Annotated in this window: 13 protein-coding genes; 4 read left to right on the top strand and 9 right to left on the bottom strand. The window is 64.5% G+C overall.

Translation table 11 applies throughout. From position 1 onward, the window contains the following. Positions 1 to 57 precede the first annotated feature (57 nt). Both VGH98_17190 and VGH98_17185 read right to left on the bottom strand, forming a co-directional pair. A complete protein-coding gene (locus VGH98_17190) occupies positions 58 to 2817 on the bottom strand; it encodes a heparinase II/III family protein (GenBank protein ID HEY2377712.1) in 2760 nt (919 codons plus the stop codon). Next, on the bottom strand, positions 2814 to 4415 hold the full coding sequence (locus VGH98_17185) for a peptide ABC transporter substrate-binding protein (GenBank protein HEY2377711.1): 1602 nt from the start codon (positions 4413 to 4415) through the stop codon (positions 2814 to 2816). Before VGH98_17185 ends, VGH98_17190 begins: the two co-directional genes overlap by 4 nt. Positions 4416 to 4424: 9 nt before the next feature. Here VGH98_17185 and VGH98_17180 point away from each other — a divergent pair, with 9 nt between their 5' ends. Next, entirely contained in the window at positions 4425 to 5429 is a 1005-nt protein-coding gene (locus VGH98_17180) for an ABC transporter permease (GenBank protein HEY2377710.1), read from the top strand. Further along, positions 5419 to 6303 (top strand): ABC transporter permease, encoded by an 885-nt coding sequence (locus VGH98_17175; protein HEY2377709.1) that lies wholly within the window; start codon positions 5419 to 5421, stop codon positions 6301 to 6303. The genes VGH98_17180 and VGH98_17175 overlap by 11 nt, the downstream gene beginning before the upstream one ends. Before the next feature lie 4 nt (positions 6304 to 6307). Here VGH98_17175 and VGH98_17170 read toward each other — a convergent pair whose 3' ends face one another. The 5 genes from VGH98_17170 to VGH98_17150 all read right to left on the bottom strand — a co-directional run bounded on the left by VGH98_17170 (position 6308) and on the right by VGH98_17150 (position 11620). Continuing rightward, a complete protein-coding gene (locus VGH98_17170) occupies positions 6308 to 8938 on the bottom strand; it encodes a glycosyl hydrolase-related protein (GenBank protein HEY2377708.1) in 2631 nt (876 codons plus the stop codon). Positions 8939 to 9027: 89 nt separating this feature from the next. After that, positions 9028 to 9180, bottom strand: a complete 153-nt coding sequence (locus VGH98_17165; GenBank protein ID HEY2377707.1) for a lmo0937 family membrane protein — start codon at positions 9178 to 9180, stop codon at positions 9028 to 9030. 107 nt (positions 9181 to 9287) lie between these two features. Beyond that, positions 9288 to 9839, bottom strand: a complete 552-nt coding sequence (locus tag VGH98_17160) for a DUF488 domain-containing protein (protein ID HEY2377706.1) — start codon at positions 9837 to 9839, stop codon at positions 9288 to 9290. Beyond that, on the bottom strand, positions 9836 to 10345 hold the full coding sequence (locus VGH98_17155) for a hypothetical protein (protein ID HEY2377705.1): 510 nt from the start codon (positions 10343 to 10345) through the stop codon (positions 9836 to 9838). The genes VGH98_17160 and VGH98_17155 overlap by 4 nt, the downstream gene beginning before the upstream one ends. A gap of 3 nt (positions 10346 to 10348) precedes the next feature. Beyond that, positions 10349 to 11620 (bottom strand): hypothetical protein, encoded by a 1272-nt coding sequence (locus tag VGH98_17150; GenBank protein ID HEY2377704.1) that lies wholly within the window; start codon positions 11618 to 11620, stop codon positions 10349 to 10351. A 35-nt stretch (positions 11621 to 11655) separates the two neighbouring features. On the opposite strand from VGH98_17150, the gene VGH98_17145 reads away from it, so the two are divergent. Both VGH98_17145 and VGH98_17140 read left to right on the top strand, forming a co-directional pair. Continuing rightward, a complete protein-coding gene (locus tag VGH98_17145) occupies positions 11656 to 12312 on the top strand; it encodes a VTT domain-containing protein (protein ID HEY2377703.1) in 657 nt (218 codons plus the stop codon). Between the two features lie 18 nt (positions 12313 to 12330). Beyond that, positions 12331 to 12933, top strand: a complete 603-nt coding sequence (locus VGH98_17140) for a superoxide dismutase (GenBank protein ID HEY2377702.1) — start codon at positions 12331 to 12333, stop codon at positions 12931 to 12933. Between the two features lie 485 nt (positions 12934 to 13418). Here the strand turns inward: VGH98_17140 and VGH98_17135 are convergent, their stop codons facing one another. Continuing rightward, positions 13419 to 14738, bottom strand: a complete 1320-nt coding sequence (locus tag VGH98_17135) for a cation:proton antiporter (GenBank protein ID HEY2377701.1) — start codon at positions 14736 to 14738, stop codon at positions 13419 to 13421. Then, the gene (speA, locus tag VGH98_17130; GenBank protein HEY2377700.1) at positions 14738 to 16717 is read right to left on the bottom strand and encodes a biosynthetic arginine decarboxylase; all 1980 of its coding nucleotides are present in this window, start codon (positions 16715 to 16717) and stop codon (positions 14738 to 14740) included. Before speA ends, VGH98_17135 begins: the two co-directional genes overlap by 1 nt. Positions 16718 to 16722: the final 5 nt, after the last annotated feature.

The raw sequence follows: 16722 nt of genomic DNA, 5'->3' as shown, positions 1-16722 counted from the left end.
GACAGGCGAGAGGGCTAAGGGACTAAGGACGAGGGGCTGGAATTTGTTAAAGATTTCTCATTTCACGATTCGGAAACGCGGAAGACGATCGTGTTCCTCGCGGTCACCGCGGAGGTAGACAAACTCGCCACGCGCGCCGCCGAGGACCAGCTGGCCGCGGCGTCGCTCACGTCCAGCGGGTTTCTCGTTTACGACGAGGCCGACTGCGATCTCCGAGAGCGGGTTCTGCGCCGACTGGAAGGGCAACCGGATGCTAATCGCGTACCCGCCTTCGATGGGATGCCAGCTCGCCTGCACCCGTGGTAAATCCGACCCGTCGATAACTCGTGCGCGTACCCTTCCCTTCTTCGCGGCGTCGAGCTCGGGAACGAACATCCATCCGCCGGCGCCACGTTGGTCTACTAGATACAGCTGCATGCCATCGCCGTTGATGTCGGGGTGTTCATTGTCGTACGGATTGACGGCATTCTCAGGAACGAAGGTCAGCTCTCCAGTCTTGTACACGGCAACGTCGAGCATCAACTCGTTAGGCTCACACACGAGACGGACCTGCGCTCTCGGACGGCCCGATTCGTCCCAGCTTTCTTCCGATCGGCGGTAGTCGTCACCGGCGAGGTCGAACACCATCGGTTGCCCAAGAGTTAGCTCGGCGAGAATCGGCGGCGCAGAATGGGATTCACTCTGCCCATTGACCGGCTCCGCCTTGGCGAGGCCGCCGAGTTGAATGGTGCGAGTGGCACCTTCGGCGATTCGATCGATGCGATAACCCGCCATCGTGTGGCTTAAGCGGTCGTGCGAGCCGTCGCGAAGCTCGACTGTCGTAAATGCGCCGCGAGGGTCGAGCCGAATCGTCTCGACGGCGTCGGACCAGCTCCACACCGTACGCACCCAAGCGGTCTCGCCGATGGTCGGGATACGAATCAGAAGAAACGGTGTCCGTCCCTTGCCTGGCGGTCCAGGCGCCGTGGCGCGGTACAGAATCGAGGGGCGTGACGCCATCAGAAATCCCTCGAGACGGCGCAAGCCGTCGCGAGCAGTGATCCGTATGGTGGTGTGGGCAGCGAGCGCGCGTCCGCGCTGTTCGCCAAGAGCGCCGAGGGTATCGTCGAGTTGCGCGACATTCTCGTAGAGTCGTGCAAGCGGGTTGAGCGCGGAGCGACGAATCGCGACCGCCGCGGCATCGATATGAATCGGGAGATCCATCACCCCGCGCTTGTCACCTTCCCACGCCAACTCGTCGAGAACGTAGTGCTCTGCCACGATCAACGTGCGCATCGCCACGACGCCGGGGAACAAGTCGATCGCGCGCGCACAGACCCAGCCGGCATCGCCTTGTTCTTCGAACGCGAGGAGCTCGCCGTCCACACGTTGCTGCTGGTAGCCGTTGAATAGCGGCGCGTTGTGCGCGAGGGTGCTGCGGTACCAATGCAGGGACGGGTCGACGTACGAGCCCGTCCCCATGTCGTCGAGCCATCGCGTTGGCCCGTCAGACAGAAGCATGTTGAGGCGATCGGGATGTCCGTGCCCTCCTCCCGATGCACCGAAGTCGAGCGCCACGTACGCGCGCTCGTTCGCACGTCGAAAGACCGCCAGGCCCTGTGCGTCGAGGAGGACGCTGCCTAACGAAGACGAATCAAGCGGTGGCAGCGTCGGCCGGGCGAACAATAGTGAACGCCAACCGAGATCGGCTCGAGTGAGATGGGTACCGGGCAGGTTGCGCTCGACATCAGCCGTCGACTGCGCGCGACCCGTTTCACGGCGCGGTACGTCATCCATGTACAGCCGGCGGAGCGCGCCGCGCAGCCGCGAGTCGCCGTCGCCCGCCGCACGAGCAAGGCCGAGCTCGCACAGTTCCGCGAAACGAGGTTGTCGGAGCGAAATCGCGTATTGCGAGTCGCGCCTGGACGGAAGCGTCATGTCGGGAAGCGCGCTCAGTAACGGCGTCGCAAAGCCCTCTTGAAATCGGCCGACGAGATCCCCCGGCAGCTCGACGTCGTTTGTCTCGGCGATCGTGACGCCATACCAGAGTCCCCGGTGTGCAAAGAGGTGATAATTCTCCCCTTCGTACCACGTGCCGTCGGCAAGCAGCCCATTGGCGAGATGGTAGGTGATTCCACTCCGGCCGAAGAGCGCGCGTTCGCCAAGCTCCGAGCGATCGAGCAACCGACTCGCCGCGAGGAGCGCGGCATCGTTCCATACTTGTCGATTCGAGGCACCTTCGTCGTACGAGCCGATGAGCGCAGAGCTCGGCTCGACGATCCGCTCGCGGACGCGCGCGCCGAGGGAGACGTGCTCTGGACGCCACCGCTCGAGAAGGTCGGTAGCGATGCAGAGATTCAACAGCCAAATCGATTCGAGGTACGTGCTGAAGAAAGGCCGAGTGGGACCGAGGACGTTGTCGCGGTTGGGATAGAGCAAATACTGATCGACGTAGCGATCGAGGACACGCGCGGCGAACGCACCAGCTGATTCTTCACAGCGCAGGTTGGCGAGGACGGCGCCGTGCACGGCACGCTCGGCGAGCCAGAGCTGATACCAGAAAACCCAGAACCGATCGTGAAGCACGCCGGTGTACATCTCGCCGCAACGGGGACACCGATGACGATGCGGCGAGAACGGATCGAAGGCGAGGGTGGTACCATCGCGCGGACAGCGTCCTCCTTCGCGTGAGAGCAGCGCCTTCTCGCGAGGGATGTACAGGTCTCGCGCGAGGACGGGCGCGAGCTCCCCGGACAAGCCGTCTGCCAATGGCGCGAGCTCCGCACTCGCGACACTGGAACGGGCGCGGAGCGCGTCATCGCGTACGAGAAGCGTCATCGCTTGATGGCGAGAGCTCGAGCGGGCGTTCCGATGCTCCAGCTCGCGATGGTCGCCAGTTCGCCGCGAAGATCCATCCGCACATCGTGAAGCCGCGCCGAGATGCCCTGAATGCCGCGCGAGTGATAGATCCACGCGACGGGCACGTCGCGCGCGAGCTGTATCTGGATCGAGAGCCAGGCAGCGCGCGCATCGGTTGGCGATCTGGCGTCGCGGACGGCAGCAAAGAGCGAGTCGAGCATGCGGGTATGATAGCCCGCATAGTCCAGAGCGCCGCCTGCCTGACGAGAATCGAACATCGCGCCGACATATGAGAGCGAGAGATCGCCCGGAATACCAGCAACGAGCATGTCGAACTGCTTCTCCGGCGCGCGCGCCTCGGCGAGGAATCGCCCGAGCTCCACCTGGCGGATGTTGACGCGAATCCCTCGTCCCGCGAGGTCGGCTTGCACGAGCTGCTCGAGGGCATTGTCTCCACTACCGACCGTGAGAAGATCGACGACGAAGGGACGTCCACCGCGCGTTCGCCATGTGCCCGAGCGACGCGTCCACCCAGCGGCATCGAGCAGGGAGTCGGCCATCTTGATATCGATCTGTGCTACCGCGAGGCGTGCGAGCGGGTTGTCCGGTGGAACCGGCCCGGAGGCCGGCGTTCCGTAGCCGGCGAGTGCGGCGCGCACGATGCGGTCGCGGTCGAGAGACAAATCGATGGCGCGTCGGACGCGGAGGTCGTCGAAGGGCGGACGATGGGCGTTGAAGACCAGACCGACGCTGAAGAGCACAGGATAATCGAGAACGCGAAGTGATCGGTCGCGCCTAACGAGCGGTGCCACCGAGGGCGAGATGCCGGCGACGTCGAGCTCGCCGCTCGCCAAACCGGCAAACTTCGTCGTGGGTTCGTCGACGACGACGATGACGACACCGCCAACGTGCGGCGGACCGCCGAGCGAGGCGGGAAAATCCGCGTTGCGGGCGAACGTCCAATGATCGCCCGCGCGCCGATCGATAAAGCGGAAGGGACCGTTTCCCACCGGCGCGAGATTGAACGGCGCGCGACGCATTTCACGACGTGGTACCTGGGCGAGCAGATGCGCGGGAAGGATCGGCAGCTCACAGAGCACGAGCGGGAAGCCGAACTGCTCGCGCGCGAAGTGCAGCGTGACGGTGGAATCGTCCCGCGCCACGGCGGAATCGATCGCGGCGAGGTCCGCCGCCCGCGGGTAGCCCGTGGCCGGATCGCGAGCGGCGTCGACGGTGAAGACCACGTCACGTGAAGTCGTGACGACGCCATCCTGCCAGCGCAGGCCGTTGACGAGTTGTAGCGTCAACGCACGACGATCCTTCGACCATTCCCAGCTGCGCGCGCCGTACGGGATCGGCGCCAACGCGCTGTCGTAGCGCGCCAGCGTCACGAAGAGCATGTATCGCTGCACCTGCCGCGACAGCGGATGCACGGTGACGAGTGGATTGCCGCTCTCGAGGTCGGCGCCTGACGCGTAGACGACCGTATTTGCCGGCCGCTCCGCAACGCATCCTGTGACCAAGAGAACGACGATCGCGCCGCTTCGCGCAATTGACCGGCGCGCCGCTTCCGACATCTTCAACGCGTGATTCCCGATTGGATTGCGCGCACCGCTCCACTCCTCCGCCGGCTCGGCGGCGCGATCGTTTTGCTCTGGCTCGTCGTCACCATCACCTTCGTGCTGGTTCGCGTCGCACCTGGCGATCCCGCGCTGCTACTCGTCCCGCCAACCGCCACGGCGCAGGACGCCGCGCGATTGCGCTCTGAGCTCGGCCTCGATCGTCCAATCGTCGTTCAATATGCACGGTGGATGAGTGGCGTGCTGCACGGGAATCTCGGCGAGAGCTTTTCGTCGCGCCGGCCCGTTGGCCGCGAGTTGCGCGAGGCGATGCCGATTTCGCTCTTCCTCGGCGGAAGTGCCCTCTTCATCACGTTCATTGTCGGCGTCCCGCTCGGGATCCTGCAGGCGGCGCGGCGTGGTCGTCCGGTTGATCATGTCCTCACAGTAACGGCAACCGTGGTCTACGCGGCGCCGAGCTATTGGTTGGCGCTCGCGCTCGTGGCCGTGTTCACATATGGCGCGGCGACCTGGGGCTTCCCGCCCGCGATGCGCCTCCCCGCGTTCGGGATGCAGTCTCCGGGCCTGGAGTTGCACGGCGGTGCGCGGCTGCTGGACATCGGCCGCCACGCCGTTCTTCCCCTAACGATTCTCGCCGCGATCGGTGCCGCGGGCATTGCGCGGTACGCACGCACGAGCGTCGCCGACATTCTCGCGCAGGATTGGGTACGTACCGCACGCGCGAAGGGGGTCTCACCACGGCGAGTGTATCTCCGGCACGTGCTCTTCAACATTCTCCCTGCGATGGTCGTGCTCTTCGCGCTGTCGCTACCCGGCGTGGTCGCCGGCTCGATCTTCGTCGAGAGTGTTTTTGCGTGGCCGGGAATGGGCCGCCTCATGGTCACAGCGATCGCGGCGCGTGATTATCCCGTGGTGCTCGGCGCGACGGTGTGGTATGCGGCGCTCGTGATTTTCGCGAATCTCGCCGCCGACGTCGCGCTCCCTCTGCTCGATCCACGACGTGCCGTCTGAACCAGGACGCAGCTGGCGCTTTCCGGCGCTCACGACGCTCGAGCGTGTGTGCCTCGGCACGCTGGTGCTGTTCGCGTTAGGCGCGCTCTTCGTTCCATTGGCCGCGCGACGCGATCCTCTGTCAATCGGCGACGTACTGTCTCTCCGACTCGTGCCTCCGCTCGCCAGCGACGCCCGTGGCGACTTTCACCTGCTCGGCACCGATCGCTTCGGCCGGGATCTGTTCGTGCGGATGATGCTTGCGGGGCGGTTGTCGCTATCGGTGGGCGTCGTGGGCTCGGTGTTGGCGGCGCTCGTGGGCACGTTGGTCGGCGCGATCGCGGCGTGGCGCGGCGGCGCTGCCGACAGCGTGTCGATGGCGATTGCGGACGCCCTGCTCGCGATTCCCCGTCTCGTTTTGCTACTCGTCTGCGCGGCGCTCTGGCAGCCGGGGCTCGCGACGGTCGTGGTCGTGCTCATTGCAACGGGATGGATGGGCGTCGCGCGCCTCGTGCGCGGGGAGGTGCTGGGCGTTCGCGCGCAACCGTACGTCGACGCGGCGACGGCGCTCGGCGCGCGGCCGCGGCGCGTATTGTTGCGTCACGCGCTGCCTAACGCGCTAGGTCCGGCGATTGTCGCCACGACGCTCGGCGTCGGGAATGCCATCCTGCTCGAGAGTGGCTTGTCGTTCCTTGGACTGGGCATCCAGCCGCCCCAGCCGAGCTGGGGGAACATGATCGCGGGCGGGCGCGACCTGATCGTCGCGGCGCCTTGGGTAGCAATCGCGCCCGGGCTCGCCCTGATCGTTACCGTGCTCGCCTGTACGCTGCTCGGTGACAGCTTGCGTGATCGACTCGCCGGCGAAGCCGGGGTCACGCTACGCGATCGAGCGTAGCCGCCTAACGAACGAGGATCGTCACGACGGCGCGCGGCGCGGCTTTGAACGGCACGGTGTTCTCGGTTAGCGTCAACGGCTCGCCGATGGTTTCGTCCAGGCGTGCCGTGTACGCCTCGCGGATCGGAACGCCGAATCGCCATGCGCCGTCGACCGGGGTGTCGAGAAGGTTCACGCAGCGCGCCACGAGCCACTCGCCATCCTCGGAGTCCTTGAGCGTCGAAAAGGCGAGACCGACGCCCCGGAGCTCGACACCTAACGATGCCAGCGGCAGGTTTCGAGGCGAGCGGATCGTGCGTCCCTCGAGGGGCAGCAGAGCGTCATCGGCCGCATGCTCGATCGCATCGATCGTTTCCGGCGTACGCGAGCCATGTAGCATGAGCGCGAAGCGCGCGGCGAAAGGGCCAAGCGACTGGGCCCCTGGCGTTGGTGCGGGCCAGCCCGCATGCCCCGGGCGCTCCGGCAGATTCTTTCGCGACAGCGCGCCGACGGCACGCAGAAGCGTGATGAACAGCTCTCCACGCGACGCCGCCTCGTACTCGGCGAGACCATCGCTGAAGAGCGTGGCACCGCGTCTGGCATTGAACAGGGACACGTATCGATGGAGCGGCGCGGTGGCTGGCGGGGTCTCGTCGCGGGCATCCTCGTCAGGCACCTCGAGCGGTAGACGCGGCAGTGGTCCGAATGCAGCGTCGGCCCAGACATCGCCTGCCGAGATATCGGTTCGGAGGCCTACGCGGAGGCGGTGATCTCGGCGATGGTTGTTTCCGCTGACGGCCAATCGCACCAACGCGGCCTCGGCAGTCAACGAAAGGCGAACGGCCAGCGTCGTTGCGGACCGCCGGCGCGCAGAGCTTTCGATGTCACGAAGCCGCCAGCGCAGACGCAACTCACCGATCAGCGGGCCTCGCATTGTCGTCGTGACACCCAGGAATTCCGGGAGCGCCGCGGTGCCGCGGATCGATGGCGTGTAGAGATCGCCGCGATCGATCCGGTCTTCGATGATGAGCAGATCGTCGATCCGTCGCCCGGCGTGCTGCACCGATACGCGTCCTTCGGCCGACACCATGAGCCTGACGAGGCCGTTGTCGACTGTCGTATCGGTTACGACGACTGGCCGAGTTCCCGCGCCACGCGATGTCGCGCGCCCGCCTAACGGGTAGCTGGAAAGGCCGTAGCCGGGCACGGCCTCGACCCACACCGCAGCGCGGGTGACCGCGACGAGATCCTTGTCGGGGTAATGCTGCGGGGACTCGAGCTGGTCGTAGCCGATGCGCCGGCCGAGGCGCTGGAGCTGCGAGACGCCAAGTTTCGGGTGCTCAACACGAGCAGCGCGGCGCACGGCGGCCGACGCGGAGCCCGGTCCGACCGGAATGTCGGCGAGGAACTGCTTGATCTCGACGATCGCAACGCCGCCGCGGCGTCGCGCGGCACGGTTCCGCACGACGACGAGCGGTGTCCATACCTCCTCCCTCGTTCGCGCCGTAACGGGATCGTGGCCGACGAGTTGAGCGATAGCGTCATCGCGAATGCCGATGCCCTGCACCATCGCGTCTTCGAGCCGCCGATTCATGGCATAGGCAACGGGGTCGATCGAGCATCCGCAGAGGGTGTCGTGCGGATGCGACTGAAGAAGCGTCCGCCAGGCCGCAACGAGAAGGGGCAGACGCGACGTGCCGTCGCGTCGTCTGGCCAGCGCCGACCACGGCTCGGCGTCACGAAGGAGGAGTCGCTCGGCGCGAGCGTTGTGCCGCTTCTGCGCGGCGCGCGAGGCGAAGGTGCCCTGGAGCGTCCACGTGTAGCCGTAGGAGTCACGGAGCTCGCCTGAGACGACGGGGAGGTCGCGTGTTCGTGCGCGAGCGAGGATCTCGTCGGCGAACGCGTTCAGGGAGCTCGCGTGCAGCGTGTCGCCCGTCGCCTGCGCCTGGCCCGCGAGCGCACGCACCGCCTCGCGCTGTTTCAGCTGCCGCGCGTGGTGATCGGCGCCGTTAGGCACGAGCACGACGTCAGTTACGGCACGCGGCTGGAATGTGGCGCGCATGCGCTGCCAGCGATCGCGTGCCGCGGGCGCGTCCGCTGGCAGATTCGAACCGTACTCGTAGCCGTTAGGCGGGAGATGATAGAGCAGGACGCGCTGACCGTCCGGAGCCGACCAGAGCGCCGCGTCGCCCGACGGCCAGCGGCGGCCGCCGTAGCCCCGCCACAGGATGACGAGCGGCAGTCCAAACCCACACGCGATGAGCGGAAGCGCCGCGGGGTGACCGAAGGAGTCGGGACAATAGAGCACTGCCGGTGGGGACGCCCGAAGACGACGCAGCACTCGCCGGCCGAGGAGGAGATTGCGAACGAGCGCTTCGCCGGAGGGAATCAGCTCGTCGGCGAGGACATACCAGGGTCCGGCCTCGAGGCGGCCGCGCTGCAGCAAGGCCGCCAGCTCCGCGGCGCGCTCCGGGCGCACGTCGAGATAGTCCTCGACCACGATGGCCTGCCCGTCGAGCAGAAAACTCTCATCAGGCCCAGGTGGGTCGTCTAACAAATCGTCAACCAGGGCAACGAGTCGTTGACGAAAACGCACGAATGGGTGATACCACTCGCGGTCCCAGTGTGTATGAGCGACGACGTGAGCAGTGAACACGCGGCGGAGGTCAGAGGCGCACAAGACAAGAGGCCGCGGCGAAGATCACCGCGGCCTCCCGGTCGACGCAAGTCCAGCGGGCTACGCGCTCAGGCGACGGGCCGTCGTCCAGTCACGAGGCGGTACACGATCACGATGAGGGCAATCACGAGCAGGAGATGGATGAGACTTCCGCCGACGTGAAACGCCAGAAATCCGAGCGCCCACAGGATGAGCAGAATGACTGCCAGTGTCCAAAGCATGACTGGTATCCTCGAAGTGGTTATTGGCCCGAGCTACGCTGCTTGCCTCCGACGCGGCGGAGAGAGCAACACTCGTACCGAACTCCAGCAGACAGCGGGAGCGCACGTCAGGAATCGCCCAGCGCGAGCACTTGCCGGCCATCCGTCTCCGTGGGCGGGTAGCTCACCTCACCATCGCGCACGAGGGCGAAGCTCGTCAGCGCGTGCGGCGAGGTTCCGCTGTCGAGAATGTGCTCAACGGTCACCCCACGCGCATAGAGCGCGTCACTGATGAGCGATCGATGACAGCGCCACGGCACCGCTTCCGAGCACATGATCACCGTTCGGCGTTCGGCCGCGCACTTGATCAGCTCGTCGAGCGCGCGATGGAATTCGAGTGTGCGCATGTAGTCTGCGTAGCCACGGAAGCCCTCGTTGCGCCATGCTGATGGCGGCGCGTCGGGACGCGGACGGCGTCGGCCGCCTAACGCTGGCCGGTGCAGATACTCCATCCCGTGCTCGGGCAGTGACTGCGCAAGCGCGTCACGATTGAACTGCGGATGCCGCCGCGAGCCCGGAAATGCCCTGACGTCGACCAGACGTTCGATGCGCGAACGCTCCACCAAAGCAAGAAAGTCGGCGAACGAGCGCGTCGAATGTCCGATCGTGTAAATCGTCAAGGGATCGGCGGACCGCCCGGAGGCGAGGCGCTCTCGCTGCGCCCACGCTCCACCGCCACGGGACGCTCCACCGAGATCGGCCGATCGAACAAATGCTCTTTGGTCATGTGGTACGTCTGCCGCGCGAGCAGCACCCGCCCCGCGCGCACGTCGTGACCGACGTCGATGAGCAAATGCGCAAGATCACCGGTGCCCCAAAGGACGCCGGCAATCACGATGAGCCGACTGATCTCTCCGAGCAACGTCGGAATCGCCGACGCGCCCTGAGCGTACAGCCCCGTCGCGATCTCCGCGATCGCGATCAGCAGCACGATGATCGCCATGAAGCGAAAGAGCTTCGAGAGATAGCGCAGTCCGGTGTACGGCTCGATGTCGGTCGCGCGAATCCCCGCGATGATCGGCCCCTCGTCGCGATGTTCGGTTGCCTTTCCGTTTCCCTCTGTACCAACGCCGGCGGTCGGTTCGTCTTCGACGTCCAGGTCGGTCGTTCTGCGGTGTTCCACCACGGCTCAGCCTCCTCCAGGTCCTCCGATCCAGCGCGCCCGATAGCCGCGCGTATCGATGTGAATGAAAGGTCCGTGCCCGGGCCCGGCAGGATAGATCCCTGCCCCGCCTATGAGCTCCGGATGTACCGCATCGACGCGATCCACGGCGGCCTCGATTACCTTCGCGTCGTTGACATTGATGCGCCCGTTATGGTCGAGGTCGTCCATCACGCCGTCGTGATTGCTGTCGATGTAGATGTCCGACGCGTCGCCGTACATGTGACGGCTGAGCGCGGCTCGTCCCTGCGGGTTGCCACCAGACGCGTTGTACTGAGGCGTCCGAAATCCGCTCATGACGCGTACACCGCTGATGTCGACGCCGTGCGCCGCAAGGTCCTGCAACACGAGCTCGAGCTTGTCGACGATGCGGAGTTGCAACACGAGATACTTCGGCCAGACGTTCGGTTGATCGTGCGTCAGAAAATCACGCAGCCTGAAGTGCTCCGACACATATGTGTCTTCGTTCTGCGGTGTGACCTCGATGAAGCCCGATGGATTCGAGTAGCTCTTGGTGGGCGCTTTTGCTGGACCAACCTTCCTGCGCGAGCGCTCTGCCGGCCACGTGCCGAGGTAGTAGAGACCAACGCGGCCCCCATTCTTCGCACTGAACGGAAGCTCGGTGATGACACTGAAATCGGTGATTGGGCGGATCGCATTCCCGATATCGAGCGCGACGCTCCAGACACCGGCACCCTGCGGCTCGGAATCAACCTGAGAGACGTCGCCGTTCGCGGTGTACCGGAGCTCGGAACCGGCGGGCAGCGAGTCCGGCGTCACGCCCTCGGCCGACGTATCGATCGCGACGCGGAGCTTGCCGCTCGCTCCTCGAGCGCGGTCAAAGAGTGCGTTGAGCGTCGCGTCCGTCAGGTAAGCGGTAGAGGGAGCATTGGCCGACGTCAACGCGCTGGCAATGTTGGCCGCGGTGCGCGCCGCGGCGCTGGCAGCCGTGGTGTCGCCGTCCGCAGCCTCCAATGCCCGAAGATGCGAAAGGGACCAGACCCATCCGACGGCGAGTGCATAAAGCACGACGCCAAAGGCGATCTCGAGCCAACGCTCCGCAGACCCCGTGATGCCGATGCGATACCAGAATCCGGATGGAGGAACCGGCAGCCGGAGGACGCGTTCGATAACCTGGGACCACTCACGCTCGTCGTGAGGCGACGCACGCGACGTCCGCGTGTCCGTTCGTGGCGGAGTTGACCCGTCGCGCGGCGTCGTCGAAGTTCCTTTGCTCACCACCCACCCACCGTTCTCGCACCGCAAACCACCGCATGCAGCCTATACTCGACTTTCTGCACCGCCTGGGCGATCCCCGAGCACTCGTTGCTTGGGGAGGCTACGTCGGTTTGACGATCATCATCTTCGCTGAGACGGGCCTTCTCGTCGGCTTCTTCCTTCCCGGCGATTCGCTGCTGGTGACGGCGGGCTTGCTGGCGTCGCAGACTCAGCAATTTGACCTCAACGTCTACGTTCTCGGAATGGTGCTGTCGGTCGCTTCGATCGGCGGGAACAGCCTTGGCTATTACATCGGGAAGCTGACTGGGCCGAAGCTCTTCACGCGCGAGAATTCGCTGTTGTTCAATCGGAAGCACCTCGAGCGCGCGCATGCGTTCTATGAGCGACACGGTGGAAAAACGATCGTCCTCGCGCGATTCATGCCCATTGTTCGCACCTTCGTGCCCGTTGTGGCTGGTATGGGGCAAATGCAATACCGCCGGTACACGATCTACAATGTCGTCGGCGGTCTGGCGTGGATTTGGTCGATGTTGTTCATCGGATATTTCTTGGGCCACTACATTCCGGGGATCAGTGACCACATCGAGCTCGTGATCCTCGCCGTGATCTTCCTCTCGTTTCTGCCAGGCATCATCGCCTGGTTGCGCAGTCGCAGGCGATCGTCGGGGACACGAGCGGTTTCGGATATCTGAACGAAAGGAGAGTCAGAAATGCCGTTCACGCTTCCCGCGCTGCCGTACGCGTACGACGCCCTCGAGCCGCACATCGATGCGCGGACGATGGAGATCCATCACACCAAGCATCATCAGGCATATGTGAACAATCTCAATGCGGCGCTGGAGAAGGCGCCGCAGCTCGAGGGGAAATCACTCGAGGATTTGATGCGTGGCATCAACAGCGTGCCGGAGACCGTGCGCACCGCAGTGCGCAACAACGGCGGCGGTCACTGGAACCACTCGATGTTCTGGGAGATCATGGGCCCGAAGAAGGGCGGCGAGCCGAAGGGAAGGATCGCCGATGCGATCAAGAGCTCGTTCGGAGAGTTCGCGAAATTCAAAGAGCAATTCGCCGCGGCTGCGGCAGGTCGCTTCGGGTCAGGATGGGCGTGGTTGATCGACGAAGGCAATGGCAAGCTCTCGATCACAAGCTCGCCAAACCAGGACAACGCGCTCATGGACGGGAAGAAAGCGATCCTCGGACTCGATGTCTGGGAGCATGCGTACTACTTGAAGTACCAGAACAAGCGGCCGGACTACGTCGCGGCGTGGTGGAATGTGGTGAACTGGGATAGTGTCGCGAAGAGGCTGGGTTAGGGAAGAAAGGCGCGTCGAGGAAGGCGCGTCGAGAGGGGCGCGTCGAGAGGGGCACGCCGAGAGAGGCGCGTCGAGAGAGGCGCGTCGAGAGGGGCGCGTCGAGAGGGGCGCGTCGAGAGGGGCGCGTCGAGAGGGGCGCGTCGAGAGGGGCGCGTCGAGAGAGGCGCGTCGAGAGAGGCGCGTCGAGAGAGGCGCGTCGAAGACGGCGCCGAACGCCAGCAAATATGGAAATCGGGCGCGCAGCGCCCGTTTCATTCTTCGTACGCTTGTTTCGACGCGGTGTTTTCGACGCGGTGTTTTCGACGCGCTGTTTTCGACGCGCTGTTTTCGACGCGCCTCTCTCGACGCGCCTCCCCCGACGTGCCGTCTTCCACGCGCCCTCTTAGCTCCTAACTACGGCCGCACTCGGCTCGAGTCTAACGACCTGGATCTGGCCATGCGCGCGTGAGAGGAAGCACGAAGCTGCGACTGCTTCACTCCGTTTCCTATTGCCGACGGATCGCTCTCGTCGAGCGGCCCTCGCCATCGGGTCCGTCGGTCTGCGAGGCGCCAGCAACGAGATCGTCGATGCCGCCATCGCCGGGACGATCCTCCGCCCCCTCCGCGACACGAAACATGTCGGTCGTCGTCGAGCGTACGATCCGTCCCAGCATCGGCGGCGTGATGAGAGTCGTCGTTAGGACCATGAGCATAATGGCCCCGAATAATCCAGCATCGATGGCGCCCGTGCTCAATCCCATCTGCGCGAAGATGAGACCGACCTCCCCTCGCGGCACCATGGCTGCGCCGACGAGAATCTTTCGCCCGCGGAACCAGCGCGGCACGTAGGCCGCCGCGATCTTTCCGGCGACGCCGCAGATGATGAGCACGAGACCGATGCCCAGTGATCGCGGGTTCGCGAGCGCGCGCAGGTCGACCGATGCACCGACGGTGGCAAAGAAGATCGGCACGAAGAAATGGCCGATGGTCGTCGTCGACTTCTGGATCTCCTGCTTCTGCGGAATCACGAAAAGCACGAGTCCAGCCGCGAACGCACCGATGATCAGCGCGGATCCAGCGAGCTTGGCGAGCAATGCCAGTGCAAACGCGAACGCCAACCCGAATACGCCGAGCGCGCCCGCCGATTTGATCCGATCGATGATGCCGAAGGCAGGCGGCGCGACTCGCATCCCGATGAACACAGCCGCGGCAAAGAAAAGAATCGCCGTCACGCTGATCCGCGCCACGTGAAGCACGTCGATCGACGTACCGCTCACCACATCGGCGACGACGGCGAGGATCACGAGCCCCACGATGTCGTCGAGCACCGCCGCGCCAAGGACCACGCGTCCCTCGAGCGACTCGAGCTTCCCGAGATCGGAGAGCACGCGCGCCGAAATGCCCACCGAGGTCGCGCAGAGCGCGGCGCCGCCGACGAGTGCCGGGATGTGTCCGAGGCCGAAGGCGAGCGCGCTCCCGTAGCCTAACGCGAATGGAATCACCACGCCCGCGAGGCCGACCGTCGTCGCGGCACTGCCCACACTGAGTAACGAGCGCAATTCCGTATGCAGCCCGGTCTCGAACAGCAGTATGATGACGCCGATCTCGGAGAGCGCCGCGAGGACCGGGTCCGCCGGATTGACGATTCCGAGGAGAGAATTGCCAAGTAACACGCCAGCGAGCAGCTCGCCGAGTACGGCGGGTTGCCCGAGACGCTGGGCGAGCTCGCCGAGCACTTTCGTCGCGATGAAGATCGCGACCAGCGCCGCGAGGAGCGGCGCGACTGGATCGATGGCGCTGGCCGTCGGCGGCGCGAAGCCGATCACTACTGCGCCGCTTCGCCCTCGAGGTATGTGTAGCCCTCGAGTCCGGCGACGTAATCGGCGATGAAGGTGTTCGCTTCCTGACGAGTGATCTGCTTCGCGGCACTCACCTTCCGTCGGAAGGTCTGCAGCAGATCGTTGGCGCGGAATTGAACGTAATTCAGCACTTCGGTCACGGTATCGCCATGGACGAGATCAGTAACCTCGTAATTTCCGTTCGCGGCAAGACGCACGTGCACGGCGTTCGTGTCACCGAAGAGATTGTGCAGGTCGCCGAGGATCTCCTGATATGCGCCGGTCAGAAAGACGCCAAGGATATACGGTTCCCCGTCGGTGAACTTGTGCAGCTCGAGGCTCGGTCTGCCGCCCTTGTCTCCGACGAAGCGATCGATCTTTCCGTCAGAGTCGCACGTGACGTCCTGCAGAGTTCCGCGCCGGATCGGCTCCTCGGTGAGGCGGTGGATCGGGATGATCGGGAAGAGCTGATCGATCGCCCAACTGTCCGGCAACGATTGGAAGACGGAGAAATTGCAAAAGTACCGGTCAACAAGGGCTGCATCGAGATCCATTATGATGTCGTCGTACTCGTCCCGATTTTTTTCGACGGCTCGCGATATGGCGTTGATGGTGGCGAAATAGATCTGCTCGGCCATCGCGCGGCCGCGAAGCGAGAGCACGCCGGAGTTGAACAACTCGTGTGAGCGCTCCTTGTCGAAGGTGAGATCGTGATAGATCTCGCGAATACGGCGCTTGGAGACGTTCTTTCGCGACGCGTCCCGGTAGTCGGCCACCATCTCATGGAGGAGAGGGTGATCATCCTCGGTGAGCTCCGGAATCGGCCGCTCCGTGTGCGACTCGACGTCGATCACCTTGAGCAAGAGGAGCGCGTGATGTGCAGTGAGCGCGCGCCCCGATTCGCTGATGACGTGGGGCATCGGGAAGTCGTGCTGGCGGCAGGCTTCGGCGAGCGTGTAGACGACATCGTTCGCATACTCGCCCAGCGTGTAGTTGACGCTCGCGTCGGACGTGGAATTGGTGCCGTCGTAGTCGATGCCGAGGCCGCCGCCGACGTCGAGATGAGTGATATCTAAACCCATCTCGCGCAGCTCGACGTAGAAACGAGTAATCTCCTGTAAACCCAGCTTGATGAACCTGATGTCGGTGATCTGCGATCCCAGATGAAAATGGATCAACTTGAGAATGTCGAGCCGGCCCGCGCTGCGCAGCTTCTCGATCGCGGTGACGAGATCCGCTGCGTTCAGACCGAACTTGGACTTCTCACCACCGCTCTCCTTCCAGCGGCCGAATCCTCGAGAGGCAAGCTTGATCCGCACGCCAGCGGTCGGAGTCACTTGCATTTCATCGGCGACTTGCAACAAGACGTCGATCTCGCTGAGCTGCTCGAGGACGATGAAGACCTGATGCCCGAGCTTCTGGCCCATCAGGGCGAGGCGCATGAACTCCTCGTCCTTGTAGCCGTTGCAGACGATCAGGTGGTCGGTCGTTTCCGAGAGACCGAGAATCGCCTGCAGCTCGGGCTTGCTGCCGCACTCGAGTCCGACGCCGTGCGACTTGCCGAACTCGAGGATCTCTTCGATGACGTGGCGCTGCTGATTCACTTTGATCGGATACACCGTCGTGTAGCCGCCGGTATACTGAAACTCGCCGCGCGCTTCGTCGAATCGCGTTGTCAGTGCCTCGATGCGGGAGCGAAGAATGTCCGAGAAGCGGAGGAGCACGGGAAGGGCGATGCCCTGCTCTTCAAGGTCCATTGCGACATCGTAGAGATCGACCTCGTGCTCGGGACGTTCCTTGTTCGGGCGCACGACGACGTGGCCGCTCGCGTTGATGTCGAAGAACCCGGCGCCCCAACCCTCGATGTTGTAGAGAGCGCGCGCGGCCTCGATGCTCCACTCGCCAGGGCGTGGCGGCGTCGACGAGGGCTCCGGTGCCGACGTGGTTTCTACGATGTGTGTCGCCATGGGCC

The organism is Gemmatimonadaceae bacterium, from assembly GCA_036496605.1.
In the GTDB taxonomy this organism is placed as follows: Bacteria; Gemmatimonadota; Gemmatimonadetes; order Gemmatimonadales; family Gemmatimonadaceae; genus AG2.
This window is presented reverse-complemented; position numbering and strand designations above follow the sequence as displayed.